Consider the following 19,351-nt stretch of genomic DNA (forward strand, 5'->3'; position numbering starts at 1 on the left):
GGCTTTTTGGCTCGTATGGCTGCGCATCTAGGCTTCGGCGGGTTTCGCGGCGAGTCCTTCCGGACCGAGCGGGTCGCCCGATCGTGCGGTCACAGAATTCACTTCATTCACAAAGGTCACAGGCCAGATCTGTCTAGAAGGTCTCTGGGCCGAGTCGTAATCGTTAGCCAACCGCGACGTCGCAACTCGGCGTTGACGGCCGAAATGAACCACATCGGCGTGATTCACTAACGCTCGCAAAGCAACGGCGATTGCTTGGACATGAGAGAGGACGGTTGGTTGCCGTTATGAAGTTCGTCAGAAACATTCGTGGCATGTGGTTGCGCCGTCTGGTCGTTGGACTCGTGGCGGCGGTAACCCTGCCCGGGCTGATCGGCTTCGTCGGGGGTTCGGCGATGGCGGGAGCGTTCTCCCGGCCTGGCTTGCCGGTGGAGTACCTGGACGTGTTCTCCCCGTCGATGAACCGGAACATCAGGGTGCAGTTCCAAGGTGGCGGCCCGCACGCCGTCTACCTGCTCGACGGCCTTCGCGCGCAGGACGACTACAGCGGCTGGGACATCAACACGCCCGCATTCGAGTGGACCTACCAGTCCGGCCTGTCGACCGTGATGCCGGTCGGTGGCCAGTCCAGCTTCTACACCGACTGGTACCAGCCGTCGCAGGGCAACGGCCAGGACTACACCTACAAGTGGGAGACGTTCCTGACTCAGGAACTGCCTGCCTTCCTCGAAAGCAACTACGGCGTCTCGCAGAACGGCAATGCCGTCGTCGGTCTGTCCATGGCGGGCGGCGCGGCGCTGACGTACGCGATCTACCACCCGCAGATGTGGACCTACGCAGCATCGCTGTCTGGCTTCCTCAACCCCTCCGAGGGCTGGTGGCCGATGTTGATCGGGCTGGCGATGAACGACGCGGGTGGCTACAACGCCGAGAGCATGTGGGGTCCGTCGAGTGACCCGGCGTGGAAGCGCAACGACCCGATGGTCAACGTCAACCAGCTGGTCGCCAACAACACCAGGGTGTGGATCTACTGCGGCACCGGGACGCCGTCGGATCTGGACTCCGGCGACTCGGGTGGCAACCTGATGTCGGCGCAGTTCCTCGAGGGGTTCACGCTGCGGACGAACGCGACCTTCCGGGACAACTACCTGGCCGCGGGCGGCACCAACGGTGTGTTCAACTTCCCGGCCACCGGCACCCACAGTTGGGGCTACTGGGGTCAGCAGCTGCAGCAGATGATCCCCGACATCCAACGGACGCTGGGAGCTCAGGCCACCGCCTGATAACTGAAGGACCAGAAAGGTCAGGAAGCCTGCCGTCACCCCCGGACGGCAGGCTTCCTGCTTTCATGGGTGGGTGTCCCCTGCCCCGCTGCCCGTTCGTCGTAATCGTGAGTGCCCGAGTCCCCGGAGGTGGCGATGCAGTACGCCCTGATTATCTACCCCGAGCCCGGTCTGGAGCAGGCGCTGCACGATGATGCGCGCGAGGCGGCGTACGCCGAGTATTTCGCGCTGGCCGATGACGCGCGGGTCCTCAGCGCGGCGCAGCTGCAGGCCGCCGAGACGGCGACCAGCGTGCGCGTCGTCGGAGGTCGCACGCTGATGACCGACGGCCGTTCGCGGACACCAAGGAGGTGCTCGGCGGCTTCGCCCTGGTCGAGGCCGCCAACCTGGATGAGGCCATCGAGCTGGCGGTGCGGATCCCGGCCGTCCGGCTCGGCGGTGCTGTGGAGGTCCGGCCGGTGGTGCAACGCTGACCGTCCTCGAGGAGGTCTTCCGAGGCGAGCGGAGCCGAGTGCTGGCTTCGCTGGTCGGGTTCCTCGGTGACTTCGACAAGGCCGAGGACGGAGTCAGGAGGCGTTCGCGATCGCAGCGGAGCGCTGGCCCGTATCGGGCTTCCCTGCCAACCCGGGTGCGTGGCTGGTGACGACGGCCCGCAACCGGGCGATCGACCGGATCCGCCGGGAACGCACCCTGGCCGAGAAGATCCATCTGCTGTCGGCTCCGGAGGTCGCCATGGACTACGCCGACGAGACGGTGTTCGACGAGAGGGCGATCAAAGACGAACGGCTTGAGCTGATCCTCACCTGCTGCCATCCGGCGCTGCCGTTGGAGGGGCAGGTGGCGCTCACCCTGCGAGCCGTCGGTGGCCTGGATACCGCCGACATCGCCGGCGCGTTCTTGGTCTCCGAAGAGACCATGAAGCGTCGCCTCTCGCGGGCCAACGCCAAGATCAAGGCGACGGGGATCCCGTTCGCGATTCCCGACGCGCACGTGCTTCCAGAGCGCCTCGATGCGGTGTTGGCCGTCATCTACCTGATCTACAACGAGGGATACGGAGGCCGGGTCGACCTCGGCGCCGAAGCGATCCATCTGGGGCGAGTGCTCGCCGTCCTGATGCTGGACGAACCGGAGGTGCACGGCCTTCTCGCCCTGATGATGATCCACCACTCCCGCCGACGGGCCCGGTTCGCCGGTGACGACCTCGTGTTGCTCGAGGATCAGGACCGTTCGCTGTGGGACATGCGCGAGATCGAAGCAGGACGGAAGGCGCTCGACCAGGCGATCGCGCTGGACGGCCGCGGCGCCTACGTCATCCAGGCCGCGATCGCGTCGCTGCAGACACGCGAGCGGGTCGACTGGCCGCAGGTCGCCGCGATGTACCGGCGACTGGTCGAACTCACCGGCTCCCCGGTTGTTGAACTCAACCGCGCCGTGGCCCTCGCCCAGGCCGGCGATCCCGCCGCGGCGCTACACGCCGGCGACCGCCTCGATCTGGATGGCTATCTCTATCTGCATTCGACCCGCGGCGAGCTGCTAAGGCGGCTCGGCCGCGACGACGAGTCCCGAGCGGCGTACCGCCGTGCGCTCGAGCTGGCCACCTCGATCCCCGAGCGGCGTTTCCTCGGTGGGCGGCTCGACGAACTCTGACCCGGACTGTCCCCAGCACGGGAAACCGTTCGTCGCTTGGACATGAGCGACAAACTTTCCCACCTCCCGCGCAACAGGCGCGGCACCGCATTCAGGGAGTCCACGCACTCCGCCCCCACGGCCGTCGCGATTCCCGGCTACCTGGCCGGCACGTGGAAGGTCGACCCGATGCACTCCGAGATCGCGTTCGCCGTCCGCTTGCTGACGGTCGGCAAGATGCGCGGCCGGTTCAGCAGGTATGACGTCGCGCTCGTCACTAGCGAGGAACCACTCGGCTCGTCGGTTGCCGCGACGATCGAGCTGGCGTCCATCGACAGCCGCAACGAGAAACGCGACAACCACCTCCGGTCCGCCGACCTCCTCGCAGTCGACGCGCACCCGACGGGGAGCTATCGTTCAACCGACATCCGGCACACCGACGACGGCTGGGTCATCGGCGGTGAGCTGACGTTGCACGGCGTCACCCGCTACGTGCCGCTCACGGTCACCGAGAACCGGTTCGGCCCAGACGCGAACGGCGGCCGGCGCGTCCGCTTCTGCGCGACCGCGCAGATCAGCCGCGGCGAATTCGGTATCGATCGATGGAATCGTGGCGGCGTCGTGATCGGCGACAAGGTGTCGATCAGCCTGGAGATCGAGGCCGTCCGTCAGACGTGACGCAGGCGGGTCACACCGAAACCAACGAAGGACTGAAATGTCAACTGCCCAAGTAACAACCAACAAAGCGGCGTTCGCCCGCCTTCTCGACGGCATCAATGGCGGTGATCCGGCATTCCTCGCGAAGACGATCGACGAGGTTTTCGAGCCCGACGCGCGGATCAGTACGCAAACGCCCATTGACGAGACCGGTTCGCAAGCAATGAAAGAGGTGTTCACCAGGCTCCACCGGGCCTTCCCGGACCTTCACGTTGCGGTCGAGGACGTGATCGCCGAGGGGGACAAGGTCGTCAGCAGGAACACAGTCACTGGGACCCACCAGGGTGAATACCTGGGTATCCCGCCAACCGGCATATCCGTCACCTACGACGAGATCTTCATCGTCCGCTTCGTGAACGGCCGAGTCGCCGAGACCTGGGGGGTCGTCGACGTCCTCTCACAGATGAGACAGCTCGGTGCAATCCGTCCGTAGAGCCCCGGCCCTACCCCTGAAGTGTCGGCCGGATCGTGATGTCGCCGATCTCGACGTCGTGGGGCTGCTCGATCGCGAACGCGATGGCCCGTGCGACGGCGTCCGGCGCGAGTCCGAACGAGTCCATACCGGAACGAATCCGGTCCCGCAGAACGGGGTCGTCGATGGATCCGTCGAGTTCGGTGCGGACGAACCCCGGCGAGATGGAGGTGGTCCGCACCACGCCGTCCGTCGACTCCTGACGCAGTCCCTCCATCAGCGTGCGCACGGCGTTCTTCGTCGCCGCATAGACCGCCATGTCGGGAACGATCTTCAATCCTGCCGTCGACACCGTGGTCACGAAGTGACCACTTCCCTGACGGCGGAACACCGGCATGGCCGCGGCGATGCCGTACAGCACGCCGCGCAGATTGACGTCGATCATCGCCGACCAGCCGTCGACGTCTGCATCGCCGACGGGTCCGATCTTGCTGATCCCGGCATTGGAAACCAGCACGTCGAGCGTGCCGAACTCATCCACCGCGCGGCCGACCAACCGGTCCAGATCCTCGCGGCGGGTGACATCCGTGGTGTCGACCAGCACCGCCGCGCCCTGCTCCCGCAACTCGGTGGCAAGTCGCTCCAGGCGATCCGTCCGACGCGCTCCGAGGACCACCGTGGCGCCGCGGGCCGCCAGCAGCCGCGCGGTCGCCTCGCCGATGCCGCTACTCGCACCGGTGACGGCCACGACCTTGCCCGCCAAGGAGATCGTCATCGAATCCTCAAGATCAACTTGCCGCGGGTGTGGCGTTCCTCGAGCGCACGGTAGGCATCCCGCACCTGATCCATTGGGAACACGCGAGCGACCGGCACCTCCAGTTCGCCCGCCGCGATCAGCCCTGCCAGCTCGGCCAGTACGGCGGCGCTGGTGGCGTCGGCGCTGCCCTCGCTCTTGACGCCGAACCGCTCCACGGCGGCGAAGTCGATGATCGTGTCGACCCGGTCGGGCGTGACGCGCAACTCGTCGACGGCCACTTCTACGTAGCCTCCGCCGAACAGGTCGAGGAAGGCGTCGACCCGGCCCGTCGGTGATGCGGCCCGGAGCCGGTCCGCTAAGTCGTCGCCATAGTTGACGGGAATGGCGCGGTGCGCCGACAACCAGTCGTCGTTCGCAGGACCCGCGATGCCGAGCACCGTTGCGCCGGAACGCTTGGCGAGCTGCACGGCGATGGTGCCAACCCCGCCCGCCGCACCGGAGATGGCCACGGTGTCGCCCGTCTTTAGGTTCACCGATCGCACGGCGGCATACGCGGTGGCCCCCGCGACGTACAGGCCGCCGGCCACGTCCCAAGGCACGGCCGTGGGCTTCGGCGTCAGCTGCGCGGCCGGTACCACCACGAACTCGGCCTGACTGGAGCGCGCCAAGGAGAAACCGATCACCTCGTCGCCCACGGCGAAGTCCAGCACGCCGGCCCCCAGTTCGGCGACCACGCCGGCCAGGTCACTGCCCTGTCCCGACGGGAACGTCGCGGGCCAGCGGTCGTGCAGGGCGCCGCGGCGAATCATCGCCTCACCCGGATTGATGCCCGCCGCCTTCACCGCGACGAGCACCTCACCGTCGGACGGCACCGGACGGGCGACGTCGCGCACCTCCAAAACGTCGATGTCTCCGTACGCGTCGAACCGGACTGCCTTCGAAGTGAGAGCCATGCCACCTACGACCCCTGCGGCGGGACGACTATTCCCTCACAGGGACCGCTCAGGCGCCGGCCCTAGCGTGCTCGTCGTGAGCGAATCGGCGCCGGACCAGCGGCGTTCGCTGCCACGTTCGGCTCTCGGCGATGTGGGGTGTCGGACTCCTCGTGGAAGTGGCGATCCGTTTGGTGGTCATCGCCAACCTCTCGGTCGATCTGGCCAACGGCGTGAACTCGGCGATCACCCTGCCCGTCATCGGTGTGCTGATGTTGGCGACCGTCGTCGTCACCCGGAGGTCTGCGGTCCCGGAAGCCGTCCCGGCAGCAGTGGCCCCGCAATAGCCGGGGAACAAACCACACCCCGCCAAGGTTGAGCGCATCAGGCTGAACTTTGGAGGATTTAGATGTCAGAAAACATCGCAGTTCCGGTCCTGTTCGTCAGCGAGCCGATCGTGCTGCCAGGGATGGTCGTGCCGGTCGAGTTGGACGACGCCGCCAGGACCGCGGTCGACGCCGCCCAGGCGAGCGAGAGCGGGAAGCTGCTGATCGCGCCCCGGCTGGAGGACCGCTATCCCACGTACGGCGTGATCGCATCGATCGTGCAGGTGGGACGGATCCCCGGCGGTGGCGCCGCCGCGGTGGTCCGCGGCGAACGTCGCGCTCACATAGGGTCGGGGACCACCGGCTCCGGTGCGGCGCTCTGGGTCGAGGTGACCGAGGAGTCCGAGGTCGAACCGACCGACGAGACCAAGGCGCTCGCCGCCGAGTACAAGAAGCTGCTGCTGGCCATGCTGCAACGCCGCGAGGCCTGGCAGATCGTCGACGTGGTCAACAAGATCAGCGACCCGTCTGCACTGGCCGACACCGCCGGCTACGCGTCCTACCTGACCGACGTGCAGAAGCGGCAGCTGTTGGAGACCGAGGACGTGGCCGAACGGCTGCGCAGCCTGATCGACTGGACCGGCGCCCTGTTGGCCGAGGTCGAGGTCAACGACAAGATCGCCGACGACGTGCGCAGCGGCATGGAGAAGACGCAGAAGGAGTTCCTCCTGCGTCAACAACTCGCCGCGATCCGCAAGGAACTCGGCGAAGGCGAACCCGACGGGTCCGACGATTACCGGGCCCGCGTCGAGGAGGCCGACCTGCCTGAGAAGGTCCGCGAGGCCGCAATGCGTGAGGTCGGCAAGCTGGAACGCTCCAGCGAACAGAGCCCCGAGGGCGGTTGGATCCGCACCTGGCTGGACACCGTGCTCGACCTGCCGTGGAACGTGACCACCGAGGACTCCACAAATCTGACACTCGCCAGGGAAGTCCTAGACGCCGATCACCACGGGTTGGAGGACGTCAAGGACCGCATCGTCGAGTACCTGGCCGTGCGGGCCCGTCGTTCTGAGCGCGGACTGCAGGTCGTCGGCGGCCGTGGCTCCGGTGCCGTCATGGTGCTGGCAGGGCCTCCCGGCGTCGGCAAGACTTCGCTGGGTGAGAGCGTCGCGCGTGCCCTTGGTCGCAAGTTCGTCCGCGTCGCCCTCGGCGGTGTGCGGGACGAGGCGGAGATCCGCGGTCACCGGCGCACCTACGTGGGCGCCTTGCCCGGTCGCCTGGTGCGCGCCATCGGCGAGGCGGGCTCGATGAACCCCGTCGTGCTGCTCGACGAGATCGACAAGGTGGGTTCGGACTACCGCGGCGATCCGAGCGCGGCGCTGCTCGAGGTGCTGGACCCGGCGCAGAATCACACGTTCCGGGATCACTACCTTGACCTGGACCTCGACCTGTCGGACGTGGTGTTCCTGGCCACGGCCAACGTGATCGAGAACATCCCGTCAGCGCTGCTGGACCGGATGGAACTGGTGCAAATCGACGGATACACCTCCGACGACAAGGTCGCCATCGCCCGCGACTTCCTGCTGCCGAGGCAGCGGGACCGGGCGGCGCTGACCTCCGACGAGGTGGTGGTCACCGACGACGCACTGCGCAAGATCGCCGCCGACTACACCCGCGAACCGGGGGTTCGGCAGTTCGAGCGGCTGCTCGCCAAGGCGATGCGCAAGGCCACCACGAAGCTCGCGGCAGACGAAGCACCGTTGATCATCGACGAACCGGATCTGGTTGGCTACCTTGGCCGTCCACGCTTCACTCCGGAATCGGAGGAACGCACGGCGGTCCCTGGCGTCGCAACCGGCCTGGCGGTCACCGGACTCGGTGGCGACGTGCTGTTCATCGAGGTGAACGCCAACGACGGAGAACCGGGCCTGAAGCTGACCGGTCAGCTGGGTGACGTGATGAAGGAGTCGGCGCAGATCGCGCTGTCCTACGTGCGCGCCCACGCCGAGCAGTTGGGCGTCGACCCCAAGGCGCTGGATCGACAGATCCACGTCCACGTGCCAGCGGGAGCGGTGCCGAAGGACGGTCCGTCGGCCGGCGTCACCATGGTCACGGCCCTGGTGTCGATGGCGACCGGGCGCCAGGTCCGCGCCGACGTCGGCATGACCGGCGAGGTGACGCTGAACGGTCGGGTGCTGCCCATCGGCGGTGTGAAGCAGAAGCTGCTCGCCGCTCAGCGGGCCGGCCTGAAGACGGTGTTCATTCCGCAACGCAACGAGGCCGACCTGGACGACGTGCCTGCCGAGGTGCTCGACGCGCTGGAGGTCAAGCCGATGACCGACGTCGCCGAGATCGTGGCCCAAGCGTTGGAGCCGGCGGCCGAGGCCTCGACGCAGGCCGCCTGAGGAAGAATCAGCGCGAGCGCGCGTGTTTGTGCACGGGTGACGGCGTGTCACCGTACAAACACGCGCGCTCGGCGTTGATGAGGAGGACGGACACATGCCAAGACGCGGAGAACCGTTGCGCAAGCTCGGGTTCCTGACCATCGGCCGCTTCGACGCCGACGATCCGGGACCCGGTATCGAGGAGACGCTCCAAGTGATCGAGCGCGCCGAGGCACTCGGTTACGACAGCGTGTGGCTGCGCTGTCGCCACCTGCAGCCCGGCATCTCCTCCCCGGTGGCCATCATGGCGGCGGCCAGTCAGCGCACATCGCGCATCGAGCTCGGCACCGCGGTCATTCCGCTCGGTCTGGAGAACCCGTTCCGACTCGCCGAGGACCTGGCCACCGTGGACATCCTCTCGGGCGGCCGGATCAACCCCGGCGTCTCGGTGGGCACCCCGATGCTCTACGACCACTACAGGCAAGCGCTGTATCCGAACACCCACGACGTCGAGGACTTCTCCAAGGAGCGGGTGCTGCGCCTGTTGCGCGGCCTGCGCGGCGAGGCCGTGAGCGACTTCGAGGGCATCGTCGGCATCGAGCAGTTCGCCAACAGGATCCAGCCACACTCCCCCGGCCTGGCCGACCGCGTCTGGTACGGCGGCGGCACGAGCTCGGCGACGTGGGCCGGGGAACAGCGCATCAACTACCTGACCAGTTCGGTCGTCAGCGTCGACGGTACCGAGTCGCGGGACTTCGCCACGATCCAGGGCGAGAACATCGACGCCTACCGGACAGCCATCGCGGCGCATCACCCGAACCCCGAAAGTGCCCGGGTGTCACAGGGTTTGGTTGTCATTCCCACCGACTCCGCCACCGACGACCAGGTCCGGAGATACCGCGAATACGCGGCAAGCCGGTTCGAGCGCACCAAGTCACCGCAGGGGCTTCAGCCGAATGTCGCCGGCGGCCCGGCTCCCCGCGGCATGCTGTTCTCCCCCGACTACGTCGGCACGTCCGACGAGTTGGCCGATCAGCTGTATGCCCACGCGGGCTTTCAGCGCGCCGACGAGGTGGCGTTCGCGTTGCCGTTCACCTTCGCCGCGGACGACTACCGGCAGATCGTCACGGATCTCGCCGAGAGGTTGGGGCCCCGCCTCGGCTGGGAGCCCGCAACCGACTGAACGCGGCACTGGCGACGTCCGGGGGTGGCCACCACCCCCGCAGAGTGACTAGCGTCGAGAACATGGCGTACGACGAGGAACTCGCCAATCGCATCAGGGAGCTGACGGCCACCGAACGCGGTGTCGAGGAGAAGCGCATGTTCGGTGGCCTCGCGTTCCTGATCGGCGGCCACATGTCGGTCGCCGCGAGCGGTCGCGGCGGCCTGATGGTAAGGGTGCCGCCGGACGAGACGGAGAATCTGCTGAGGCGCGAACACGTCGAGCCGATGGTGATGGCGGGCAGGGAGACTCGCGGCTGGGTGAGGGTCTCCGGCGACGGTGTGCGAACGAAGCGGCAGTTGCAGTCCTGGGTGTCGAGGGGCGTGGCCCACGCCAAGAGTCTGCCGCCCATGTAGCGGGAGCATTTGTCGTGACCCGCGACCACGTCGTCAAACCCCCGACCAGTAAGGAGTAGTGACATGCCCACATTCGTCATCATCGGCGGTGGCCTGGCGGGCGCCAAGGCTGCAGAAGCATTGCGGGACAACGGCTTCGACGGAGAGATCGTTCTCTTCGGAGCGGAGGAACACCTGCCCTACGAACGTCCGCCGCTATCCAAGGACTATCTCGCGGAAAAGAAGGGGCTCCCGGACTTCACCGTCAACACCGAAGACTGGTACCGCGAGCACGACGTCGACCTCAGGCTCGGCACCGAGGTCACCGGCATCGACCGGCTGACGCACTCCGTGGGCTTCGACGAGGGCCACCACCAGGGCTACGACAAACTTCTGCTCGCCACCGGCTCGAGTTCACGCCGCCCTCCGATTCCCGGCGGCGACGCGGACGGTGTGCACTACCTGCGCACCGTCGACGACGCATCCGATCTCCTCGCCGTCCTGACCAAAGGTGCCCGGTTGGCCGTCGTCGGCGCGGGCTGGATCGGACTCGAGGTCGCCGCGAGTGCCCGTGAACGCGGCGTCGAGGTGACGGTGGTGGAGAGCGCGGAGCTTCCGCTGCTCGGCGCGCTCGGCCGCGAGGCCGCCGAGGTGTTCGCCAAGTTGCACCGCGAACACGACGTCGACCTGCGCCTGAAGACGTCGGTGGAGCAGATCACCACCGACGGCGGAAAGGCGACCGGTCTGAAGCTCGGTGACGGGTCGACGGTGAGCGCGGACGCCGTGTTGGTCGCGGTGGGAGCCAAGCCCAACACCGAGCTCGCCGAGAAGGCAGGCCTGGAGCTTGCCGAGGGTGGAGTCCTGGTCGACGCATCACTGAAGACCAGCGACGACGACGTGTACGCCGTCGGTGACATCGCGGCCGCCGAGAATCCACTCTTCGGCACCCGGGTCCGCACCGAACACTGGGCCAACGCGCTCAAGCAGCCGGCGGTGGCCGTCGCGGGCATGATGGGAAACCCGGGCGTCTACGACGAGCTGCCCTACTTCTTCACCGACCAGTACGACCTGGGGATGGAGTACGTCGGACACGCAGGAGACTACGCCTCGGCGGTGTTCCGCGGCGACCCAGACGCACGAGAGTTCACCGTGTTCTGGCTCGATGCCGAGAGCCGGGTGCTGGCCGGAATGAACGTCAACGTCTGGGAGGGACTCGACGACATCAAGGACCTGATCCGGTCCCGCAAGCCGGTGGATGCCGGGCGTCTTGCCGACGCCGACGTCCCACTGGGGGAGCTCGGCGGTTGATGTCCCCGGCGCAGATCTGAGGCGTAGGTGAGAATGGACGGCAGTCGTCCAACGGTGCAGGGGGTCGGGTGAGCGCAGCGACGTGCGGGGAACCGCTGTCGCTGGCGCGCATCCCCGCGGATCGGATCATGCGGCTCGCCGGGCTGACCGACGAGCAGCTCGCAGTGAGTCTGGATCCGCTTCCGGACGGCGCACCCGTCGTCATCCGCTATCGGCTCCCCGGCGTGTCCCCGTCACCGTCGGCGCTGGTCGACGACGCACTGGACCGGCTCCAGTCGATGGCCATCGATCTGTTTCCCGCGTGGCTGCCGGAAGCAGGCGTGCTCGACGCAAGCAGCGACCTCGACCGACGAGTGGTCCGCCAACTGGCGCATCGCCGGGCCGCGGACAGCAAGCACTTCGGTCCGTACCTCGCCGACTTGGCGGACGTGGCGCTCAGCGGGTGCGCCGCGGACCGCCGGTTCGGACCGCAGATGCGGGCCTGCGGCCTGGCCAGGGTGATCGGTGAAAGCTACGGCCGTGTCGGCGTCGTCCTGCTGATCGGTCCCGGTCCCGACGGCGACGCCTGCCAGAGAGGCGCAGCCACCGCCTGCGAGTGGCTGGTCGCACACGGCGGCATCGGCGTCTGGCTCACCGCGGGCGCCATGTCCGCCATCGACCGATATCCGACGTGGCAGCTGTCGGTGCCGGAGTTCGTCGACACGCTTGCGTCAGGCGAGCCCATCGAGGCGGCACCGGTCGACTACCCGGCACTGCTGGGCAGGCCACACCCCGCCAGTGCGGCCGAACAGATGCTCGAGCGCTGCCTGGCTCAGTACGACTGGGCAACGGGCCGGATTTGGAACCAGGAGTACGCCAGTCACTCGCTGGCGCCGCCCATTCGCGTCGACCTCGTCTGGCCAGCGGAGCGCTGCGTCGTCGAGATCGACGGCCCCGACCATCGTGGCAGTCTGAAGTACGCCGCCGACCGCCGGCGCGACAATGGGCTGATACTCGACGGCTTCGCCGTCCTCAGATTCACGAACGACGAAGTCCGCGATGACCCGGCGCGGGTGCTCGACGTCATCGCGAGATTATTGAGCACCAAGAGACACGAGACCACCAAGAGGCACGACGAAGGGAATCTGGCGTGAGCATCGACCCCGAGGAACTGACCGGCACTGAGCAAGCGGTGCTGCTGGTTCTGATGGCCGAAGCACGACCGATCCGCAATCCCGAATTGGCATCCTTGGGGCCGGAATTGAAGAAGCAGGATCGGGATGAGCTCGTACGACGTGGGCTGATCGAAGTCACGACGGAAGGCCGTGCGATGGTGCTCGATCTGACCGACAAGGGTTGGGCGACGTGTGCGAGGTTGTTCGGCGCCGACGTGCCTGCGCAGTCGAAGGGTCAGGGCAAGGCGCTCTATACCGTGCTGCGCGCACTGCGCCGCTACTTCGACCGCGACGATCTGGCCCCCGGTGACGTGTTCCTGCCGCTCGACGACCGCGCGCTGGCCGGGGAACCGGACGTGCTGGGCGACCAGGTCGAGGACGAGGTCCGCGGCGCCTACGTCCGGCTCGCAGCCCGGGCAGGTGGCTGGGTGGACCTGGTCCGCCTGCGGGATGAGCTGTCGGACGTGTCGAGACACGACCTGGACGCCGCCCTTTCCCGGATGCACCGCATTCCGGGGGTGAGCCTGATCCCCGAGGAGAACCAGAAGGCGCTGACCGACGCCGATCGTGCCGCCGCCGTGACCATCGGTGCCGAGGACAAGCACATGATCGCGATCGAGCAGTGATGGATCCTCAGCAGCGGGACGCCTTGAAGTCACTGCGCTTGTCCTTCGCGCCGGCCGCCGACGATCTGTGGCACTCGCAGGGCACCTTTCACGTGCCGGGTGTCAACGACGGGGCGCTAGAGGTGGTGATGGCCGCCTTCGACGACGCGGATCGCGCGCCGGACTCGAGCCCACTCGGTGTCGTGGTGCGGGGGCGGGCCGGGTCGGGCAAGACCCATCTCCTCGGCCAGGTGCGTGAACGGGTGCAGGCCCAGGACGGTTTCTTCTTCTTGCTGGAACTACTGGACGCCACCAGCTTCTGGGAATCGGCCCGCAGCAGCATCCTGGAGAGTCTCGGCAGGCCCGCCGCCGAGCGCGAAACACAGCTCAAGGAGGTGTTGTGGCGGCTCGCATCCGTAGCTCACGTGTCCCGGGCCGACCGCCGCGCCGTCGCGGGTGAGGACGAACTGACGCCGGAGATCCTGTCTACCTTCGTCAACGCGCTCAACAAGTCGAGCCCGCAGGTGGTGCGTCGGGCGCACCACACCCTGCGTGCGCTCGTCATGCTCGGCGCGACCGACCTCGGCGTCCAGGACGTCGGACAGGCCTACCTCAACTCCGCCGAGGACGTCGACGACACCGGCCGCAGGACCTGGGGCATCGGGGTGTCGACGTTGACTCCGCAGGAGTGCGTGCGCGACATCTCGCGACTGGTCGCCCTCGCCGGGCCTTCGGTCCTGGCGATCGACCAGATCGACACGCTCCTCGCGCAGTCCGCCACGTCGACGGCTGGTCGCAAGGGAGGCGCAGGAGACAACCGCGACCTCGAGCACGTCGCGCACGGGCTCATGGGGATCAGGCAGACGATGCGGCGCACCGCCGAGGTCGTTGCCTGCCTGCCCGTGGTGTGGGAGTTGATCAGGTCGCGGGCCACCGCCACGGTGGCGGACAGGTTCAGGGAGACCGCCCCGCTGAGCCCGCTGCCCAATGCGGCTGTCGCCAGGGCAATCCTGGAGCGTCGATTCACCGCCAGCTATCGTTCGGTGGGGTTCACGCCTCCCTACCCGAGCTGGCCCATCTTGGCCTCGGCCTTCGACGACGCGCCCGACCTCACACCGCGCCAGTTGCTCCAGCGCGCCGACGCCCACGTCCGTTGGTGTCTGGAGCGCGACGTCGTCGAGGAGCTGACGCATCTCAACGATCGTGCGGGCGAGGCGATTCCGGACGAATCCCACGGTGCCGCCGAAGCCAGGGCGCCACGCGACAGCGCCGATCTCGACCTGCGGTTCGCCGACTACCGGCGGCGCGCGGTCGGCGCGGCCGCCCTGGATCCCGAGGGCGAGGACACCACGGTGCCCGGCCTGCTGTCTGCCGCATTGGACGCCTGGATCGCCGAACGCGGGGACGCTGCGCAGACCTTCCGGCTCGACCCTCCACCGGGCAAGCGGGTGGTCCTGCACGGCAGGCTGCGCCAAAGCCTCGACGCCGAGACCGACGACGAGCGGCACTGGGCGTTTCGGGCGATCGCCAGCCCCAACGCCATCGCGGCCCAGAATCGTATCAAGAATGCTTGTGCAGCAACCGGTTTCGGTACCAACCTGGACAAGCGCAAGCTCTTCCTGCTCCGCAACCGACCGTGGCCGGGAGGCTTGAAGACAGCGCAGGTGGTCGCTGACTTCGAGCAGGCAGGCGGCCGGACCCTGACCCTGTCGGACGGCGACCTGCGGACCCTCTCGGCACTGCGCGACCTGATCGACGACAACCATCCCGACCTGCCCGCGTGGCTGGTCGCCCGCAAACCCGCGCACGGGCTCGCCTTCCTGCGTGACGCATTCGGCGAGGGCGCCGGCCCCCTGCCCGCCGAGATTCCCGAACCGGTCGTCGAGCCGGAGCCCGAGCCTCCGATGGAACCCGACGCCGGTGTGCACGACGCGCTACGCGAGGAATCGCCGACGGCGGTGCCGCTGGGCACCGACGACGCCTCGGGACGTCGGTTGAGCGTGGACCTTCTCGCCCTGCGCAAGCACGCCGCGATCTTCGCGGGCTCGGGATCGGGCAAGACGGTGTTGATCCGCCGACTCGTCGAGGAGTGCGCCCTGCGCGGGGTGTCGTCGATCGTGTTGGACCCCAACAACGATCTCGCGCGACTCGGGCTGCCGTGGCCCGAGCCGCCACGAGGATGGCACGCGGCGGACACACCGCGAGCCACCGACTATCTGAGCAACACCGAAGTCGTGGTGTGGACACCGCGCCGCTCGGCGGGCAGACCGTTGGCGTTTCAGCCGCTGCCCGACTTCGCGAGCGTGGCCGACGACCGCGACGAGTACGACGAGGCCGTCGAATCCGCCTTCGCCGCACTGGAGAACCGTGCGCTGATTTCGGGAAACACACCCAAGGCCAACCAATCCCGTGCGGTCCTGCGACAGGCCTTGCAGTGGTACGGACGGCGGGGGTCCACGTCTCTGCCCGGGTTCCTGGAGGTGCTCGCGGACCTACCCGACGGCGCAAGCACTATCGGCAGTGCGCGGGAGCGGGCGGCGGAACTCGGTCAGAACCTGCGCGCCGCCATGGTGAACGATCCGATGTTCGGCGGTGAGGGATCCCCGGCGGATCCGGGAGCACTCCTGACACCGTCGCACGGCTATCGGGCCAGGGTGTCGGTGATCAGCATGGTCGGGCTGCCCAATGATCAGCAGCGCCAGGGGTTCGTGAACCAGCTGCAGATGGCGCTGTTCGCGTGGATCAAGCGCAACCCGGCGGGCGACCGCCCACTGGGCGGGCTGCTGGTGATGGACGAGGCGCAGAACTTCGCGCCGTCAGGCCGGACGACCGAATCCACCTACAGCACGCTGGCGTTGTCATCACAGGCCCGCAAGTACGGACTCGGGTTGGTCTACGCCACCCAGGCGCCACGGGGTCTGAACTCTCACATCGCGGGTAACTCCGCCACGCAGTTCTACGGACTGCTGAACGCCCCGGCGCAAATCGCCACGGCCAAGGAGATGGCCCGCGTCAAGGGTGGGTACGTGCCCGACATCAGCAGGCTGAGAGCGGGCAATTTCTACGCCGCGCTCGAAGGCAGCGCCTTCGAGAAGATCACCGCGCCTTGGTGTCTCTCGCATCATCCGCACAGTCCGCTGACCACCGAAGAGGTACTGGACCTGGCGAAGCTGCCGGTGGGACCGAAACCCTGACGAATTCGGCCGCCGCGAATCGAATTCTGCAGGAGGGTCGTGATCCGTGGGAGAACGCGACCGTGGGTGCAGAACTCGCGACTGTGCACGTCGACCTCTGCAGGAGGGTCGTCATCGCTGGGTCCGGTGTCACCGCGTCCGCACGCAGCACCGCGCCCATCCAACCGGAGTCGAGCGGATGACGCGTCGCAGCGGGGTCAGTACACGACCCGGAACCCGCCGATCAGCCTGATCACGTTCCCGTCCGGGTCGGAGATGGTGGCCAAGCGGACGCCCTTGTTCGCGTCCTCGATGACACCCGGCGCCAGGCCGCGTTCACCGGCCTCGGTGACATGCGCATCCAGATCGTCGACGGCGAAGTTGAGCAGGCCGGAGCCGGCCCGCTGCTCGTCGATGAACACCTGGACCCAACCGCCGGGAACCACCTGCCACTCGACCAGCACGGGCATCGGATTGTTGTCGGCCGGTCGCCCGAAGAGCTTCTCGTACCAGGCGTTCGCGACGTCGAGGTCGGAGACGGGGACGACGGCCAACACATGTGCAAAGGTCACGATCATTACCTTTCGTGGGTTGGCAGTACTGACCATCCGCTGGGGTAGAACTCATCGGCGACGCGCAACGGGACCGGCCACTGGTGTGACCGGTCCCGTTGCGCTCTTGCGGATTACTGCTGCTTCTGCCCGGGAATGCCCTCGTAGGCGATGTCGCCGGTCTTGAGGTTCTGGGCGGTCAGCTCGCCGAGGCCGTCGAGGAACTTCTGGCGCTCCGTGACGACGTGCTGGATCGCGACGTCCACGTTGTCCTTGGTGATCGCGGGCATCACGTAGACCGGATCCTTGTTCACCTGCTCCTTCTTCACCAGGGCATTGGCGACCGCGAGCCCGGCGGAGAGTTCTACCGTGCCGTTCTGCAGTGAGGTGCCGATGAATTCGCCGCTCTTGACGGCGTTCAGACCGTCCTCGATGCCGTCGATCCCGACGATCGGCACGTCTGTCCGATTGGCCTCCTTCAGCGCCTGAAGCGCGCCGAGACCCATGTCGTCGTTCTGGGAGACGACACCGTTGATCTGCGGTCCGAAGCTGGAGATCCAGTTTTTCGTCTTGTTGACCGCCTCGTCGCGCTTCCAGTTGGCCGTGTCCTTGGCGAGCACCTTGATGTCGGGGTACTTGGCCAGCACCTGGTCGATGCCCTTGCCGCGGTTGATCTCACCGGAGCCGCCGAGTGGGCCCTGCAGGATGACGATGTTGCCCCTGCCGCCGAGGCGGTCGGCCATCATCTGCATCTCCTGAGCACCCGCGGCCACGTCGTCGGGCTGGACGTTGCCCGCGAGGTCGGGGCTCTCCAGCGCGGCGTTGACCGCAAGCAACGGGATGTTCTTCGACTTGGCCGACGCTATCTGCGGGCCGAGCGAATCCGCCTGCACCGGAACGACGATGATGGCGCTGACGCCCTGATTGATCAGCGAGTCGACCTGGCTGGCCTGCGTCGAGACGTCGTTGTTGGCCGAGTTCCACACCAGCTCGATGTCGTTGTCCTTGGCGTACTGGTCCATCCCCTCCTTGCCAGCGGTGATGAACGAGCTCATGTCGTACACCGTGACACCGATCCGCGTCTTGCCGCTGCTGGACTCCGTGTCGCCCGCGCCGCAGGCCGTCAGTCCGAGTCCGAGCAGCCCCGCCGAGGCGATGGCACCCAGCTTCATCGTCAGTTTCATCTGTTCACTCTCTCTGGTTCGCGAAACACGTTGTCGGATCCGGATTACAGCTGCTTCTGTCCTGGAATGCCCTCGTAGGCGATGTCGCCGGTCTTCAGGTTCTGGGCGGTCAGCGCGCTGAGACCGTCGAGGAACTTCTGCCGGTCGCTGACGACGTGCTGGTATGCCACGTCGACGTTGTCCTTGGTGATCGCAGGCATCATGTACACCGGCTCGGTCTTGACCTGCTCCTTCTTGACCAGCGCATTGGTCACGGCGAGGCCGGCCGACAGCTCGACGGTGCCGTTCTGCAGTGAGGTGCCGATGAATTCGCCGCTCTTGACGGCATTGAGGCCGTCTTCGATGCCGTCGATGCCGACGATCGGAACGCCGGTACGACCGGCCTCCTTCAATGCCTGCAGCGCACCGAGACCCATGTCGTCGTTCTCCGCCACCACCGCGTCGATCTGGGACCCGAACCCGGAGATCCAGTTCTTCACCTTGTTGACGGCCTCGTCGCGCTTCCAGTTGGCGGTGTCCTTGGCCAGCACCTTGATGTCGGGGTACTTGGCAAGCACCTGCTCGATGCCCTTGGTCCGGTCGATCTCACCGGACTGACCCAGTGGGCCCTGCAGGATGACGATGTTGCCCTTGCCGCCGAGGCGGTCGGCCATCATCTGCATCTCCTGTGCGCCGGCGGCCACGTCGTCGGGCTGCACGTTGCCCGCTACGTCCTTGTTGTTCAGTGAGGCGTTCACCGCGACGAGCGGGATGCCCTTGGACTTCGCGGTCTGGACCTGCGGACCGAGCGAATCCGCCTGGATCGGGACGATGATGATGGCGGCGACGCCCTGATTGATCAGCGAGTCGACCTGGCTGGCCTGGGTGGACACGTCGTTGTTGGCCGAGTTCCACACCAGCTCGATGTTGTTGTCCTTGGCGTACTGGTCCATGCCCTCCTTGCCCGCGGTGATGAAAGAGGTCATGTCGTACACCGTGACACCGATGCGGGTCTTGCCGTTGTTGGCTTCGGTATCCCCCGCGCCGCAGGCGGTCAGACTCAACCCGAGCAGCCCCGCCGAGGCGATCGCGACGAACTTCGTTGTCAGTCTCATCTGGTCTCTCACTTTCGTTGTATCGATCGATGTGCGAAATGAGTTTGCGTACAACAGCTCACGTGCGTCTTCGGGTTGACCAGACGTCGACCGCAACGGCCGCGACGATCAGGACGCCCTTGATCACGTCCTGCCAATAAGCGGGCACCACCAGGATGTCCAGCCCGTTGTTGAGCGTCTGGATGATGAAGAGACCGAGCACCGTCCCCCAGATGGTGCCGCGCCCGCCCATCAGGCTGGCACCGCCGATCACCACAGCGGCGATCGCGTCGAGCTCGTAGCCCTGGC

General features: G+C 67.0%; 18 protein-coding genes and 1 pseudogene. 13 read left to right on the top strand and 6 right to left on the bottom strand.

Annotation, left to right across the window (positions count from 1 at the left end):
- Positions 1-314: 314 nt before the first annotated feature.
- From QOI01_RS19915 to QOI01_RS19935, 5 genes and pseudogenes are all read left to right on the top strand, one after another.
- Positions 315-1,283 (top strand): alpha/beta hydrolase, encoded by a 969-nt coding sequence (locus tag QOI01_RS19915; RefSeq protein ID WP_526383985.1) that lies wholly within the window; start codon positions 315-317, stop codon positions 1,281-1,283.
- Positions 1,284-1,633: 350 nt separating this feature from the next.
- Positions 1,634-1,756 (top strand): YciI family protein, encoded by a 123-nt coding sequence (locus tag QOI01_RS19920; protein ID WP_526383955.1) that lies wholly within the window; start codon positions 1,634-1,636, stop codon positions 1,754-1,756.
- Positions 1,753-2,930, top strand: a pseudogene (locus QOI01_RS19925) (RNA polymerase sigma factor). Before QOI01_RS19920 ends, QOI01_RS19925 begins: the two are co-directional and overlap by 4 nt.
- A gap of 42 nt (positions 2,931-2,972) precedes the next feature.
- Entirely contained in the window at positions 2,973-3,587 is a 615-nt protein-coding gene (locus tag QOI01_RS19930; RefSeq protein ID WP_526383957.1) for a YceI family protein, read from the top strand.
- A gap of 37 nt (positions 3,588-3,624) precedes the next feature.
- On the top strand, positions 3,625-4,059 hold the full coding sequence (locus tag QOI01_RS19935) for an ester cyclase (protein ID WP_526383959.1): 435 nt from the start codon (positions 3,625-3,627) through the stop codon (positions 4,057-4,059).
- Positions 4,060-4,069: 10 nt separating this feature from the next.
- Here QOI01_RS19935 and QOI01_RS19940 read toward each other — a convergent pair whose 3' ends face one another.
- Positions 4,070-4,813, bottom strand: a complete 744-nt coding sequence (locus QOI01_RS19940) for an SDR family oxidoreductase (protein WP_526383961.1) — start codon at positions 4,811-4,813, stop codon at positions 4,070-4,072.
- On the bottom strand, positions 4,810-5,748 hold the full coding sequence (locus tag QOI01_RS19945; protein ID WP_526383962.1) for an NADP-dependent oxidoreductase: 939 nt from the start codon (positions 5,746-5,748) through the stop codon (positions 4,810-4,812). The genes QOI01_RS19940 and QOI01_RS19945 overlap by 4 nt, the downstream gene beginning before the upstream one ends.
- A 131-nt stretch (positions 5,749-5,879) precedes the next feature.
- Here QOI01_RS19945 and QOI01_RS19950 point away from each other — a divergent pair, with 131 nt between their 5' ends.
- From QOI01_RS19950 to QOI01_RS19985, 8 genes are all read left to right on the top strand, one after another.
- Positions 5,880-6,074 (top strand): hypothetical protein, encoded by a 195-nt coding sequence (locus tag QOI01_RS19950; protein ID WP_526383964.1) that lies wholly within the window; start codon positions 5,880-5,882, stop codon positions 6,072-6,074.
- A 62-nt stretch (positions 6,075-6,136) separates the two neighbouring features.
- A complete protein-coding gene (gene lon, locus QOI01_RS19955; protein ID WP_526383966.1) occupies positions 6,137-8,458 on the top strand; it encodes an endopeptidase La in 2,322 nt (773 codons plus the stop codon).
- Between the two features lie 94 nt (positions 8,459-8,552).
- Complete coding sequence (locus tag QOI01_RS19960) at positions 8,553-9,620, top strand: LLM class flavin-dependent oxidoreductase (RefSeq protein ID WP_526383968.1); 1,068 nt, start codon at positions 8,553-8,555, stop codon at positions 9,618-9,620.
- Between the two features lie 62 nt (positions 9,621-9,682).
- On the top strand, positions 9,683-10,015 hold the full coding sequence (locus QOI01_RS19965; RefSeq protein ID WP_526383987.1) for a TfoX/Sxy family protein: 333 nt from the start codon (positions 9,683-9,685) through the stop codon (positions 10,013-10,015).
- A 63-nt stretch (positions 10,016-10,078) separates the two neighbouring features.
- A complete protein-coding gene (locus tag QOI01_RS19970) occupies positions 10,079-11,302 on the top strand; it encodes an NAD(P)/FAD-dependent oxidoreductase (protein WP_526383970.1) in 1,224 nt (407 codons plus the stop codon).
- Positions 11,303-11,370: 68 nt separating this feature from the next.
- Positions 11,371-12,435, top strand: coding sequence for an endonuclease domain-containing protein (locus QOI01_RS19975; protein WP_526383972.1), 1,065 nt, complete (start codon positions 11,371-11,373; stop codon positions 12,433-12,435).
- Positions 12,432-13,082 (top strand): hypothetical protein, encoded by a 651-nt coding sequence (locus tag QOI01_RS19980; RefSeq protein WP_526383974.1) that lies wholly within the window; start codon positions 12,432-12,434, stop codon positions 13,080-13,082. The genes QOI01_RS19975 and QOI01_RS19980 overlap by 4 nt, the downstream gene beginning before the upstream one ends.
- Entirely contained in the window at positions 13,082-16,255 is a 3,174-nt protein-coding gene (locus QOI01_RS19985; RefSeq protein WP_526383976.1) for a helicase HerA domain-containing protein, read from the top strand. Before QOI01_RS19980 ends, QOI01_RS19985 begins: the two co-directional genes overlap by 1 nt.
- Before the next feature lie 197 nt (positions 16,256-16,452).
- Here the strand turns inward: QOI01_RS19985 and QOI01_RS19990 are convergent, their stop codons facing one another.
- The 4 genes from QOI01_RS19990 to QOI01_RS20005 form a co-directional block, all read right to left on the bottom strand.
- Positions 16,453-16,806, bottom strand: coding sequence for a VOC family protein (locus QOI01_RS19990; RefSeq protein ID WP_526383978.1), 354 nt, complete (start codon positions 16,804-16,806; stop codon positions 16,453-16,455).
- Positions 16,807-16,919: 113 nt separating this feature from the next.
- Complete coding sequence (locus tag QOI01_RS19995; protein WP_526383980.1) at positions 16,920-17,969, bottom strand: substrate-binding domain-containing protein; 1,050 nt, start codon at positions 17,967-17,969, stop codon at positions 16,920-16,922.
- A gap of 44 nt (positions 17,970-18,013) precedes the next feature.
- Entirely contained in the window at positions 18,014-19,063 is a 1,050-nt protein-coding gene (locus tag QOI01_RS20000) for a substrate-binding domain-containing protein (protein ID WP_526383982.1), read from the bottom strand.
- A 58-nt stretch (positions 19,064-19,121) separates the two neighbouring features.
- Positions 19,122-19,351, bottom strand: a 230-nt coding sequence (locus tag QOI01_RS20005; protein ID WP_526383983.1) for an ABC transporter permease, incomplete at its 5' end; no start/stop codon positions are given.

This window comes from Mycobacterium sp., from assembly GCF_032162605.1.
GTDB lineage: Bacteria > Actinomycetota > Actinomycetes > Mycobacteriales > Mycobacteriaceae > Mycobacterium.

What these genes read in the sequence shown, in the direction of transcription:
- QOI01_RS19915 (WP_526383985.1), top strand. Translation starts at nt 315, where the DNA reads ATGTGGTTGCGCCGTCTGGTCGTTGGACTCGTGGCGGCGGTAACCCTG.
- QOI01_RS19930 (WP_526383957.1), top strand. Translation starts at nt 2,973, where the DNA reads ATGAGCGACAAACTTTCCCACCTCCCGCGCAACAGGCGCGGCACCGCA.
- QOI01_RS19970 (WP_526383970.1), top strand. Translation starts at nt 10,079, where the DNA reads ATGCCCACATTCGTCATCATCGGCGGTGGCCTGGCGGGCGCCAAGGCT.
- QOI01_RS19995 (WP_526383980.1), bottom strand. Translation starts at nt 17,969, where the DNA reads ATGAAACTGACGATGAAGCTGGGTGCCATCGCCTCGGCGGGGCTGCTC.
- lon (WP_526383966.1), top strand. Translation starts at nt 6,137, where the DNA reads ATGTCAGAAAACATCGCAGTTCCGGTCCTGTTCGTCAGCGAGCCGATC.
- QOI01_RS19960 (WP_526383968.1), top strand. Translation starts at nt 8,553, where the DNA reads ATGCCAAGACGCGGAGAACCGTTGCGCAAGCTCGGGTTCCTGACCATC.
- QOI01_RS20000 (WP_526383982.1), bottom strand. Translation starts at nt 19,063, where the DNA reads ATGAGACTGACAACGAAGTTCGTCGCGATCGCCTCGGCGGGGCTGCTC.
- QOI01_RS19985 (WP_526383976.1), top strand. Translation starts at nt 13,082, where the DNA reads ATGGATCCTCAGCAGCGGGACGCCTTGAAGTCACTGCGCTTGTCCTTC.
- QOI01_RS19950 (WP_526383964.1), top strand. Translation starts at nt 5,880, where the DNA reads ATGTGGGGTGTCGGACTCCTCGTGGAAGTGGCGATCCGTTTGGTGGTC.
- QOI01_RS19935 (WP_526383959.1), top strand. Translation starts at nt 3,625, where the DNA reads ATGTCAACTGCCCAAGTAACAACCAACAAAGCGGCGTTCGCCCGCCTT.
- QOI01_RS19945 (WP_526383962.1), bottom strand. Translation starts at nt 5,748, where the DNA reads ATGGCTCTCACTTCGAAGGCAGTCCGGTTCGACGCGTACGGAGACATC.
- QOI01_RS19940 (WP_526383961.1), bottom strand. Translation starts at nt 4,813, where the DNA reads ATGACGATCTCCTTGGCGGGCAAGGTCGTGGCCGTCACCGGTGCGAGT.
- QOI01_RS19965 (WP_526383987.1), top strand. Translation starts at nt 9,683, where the DNA reads ATGGCGTACGACGAGGAACTCGCCAATCGCATCAGGGAGCTGACGGCC.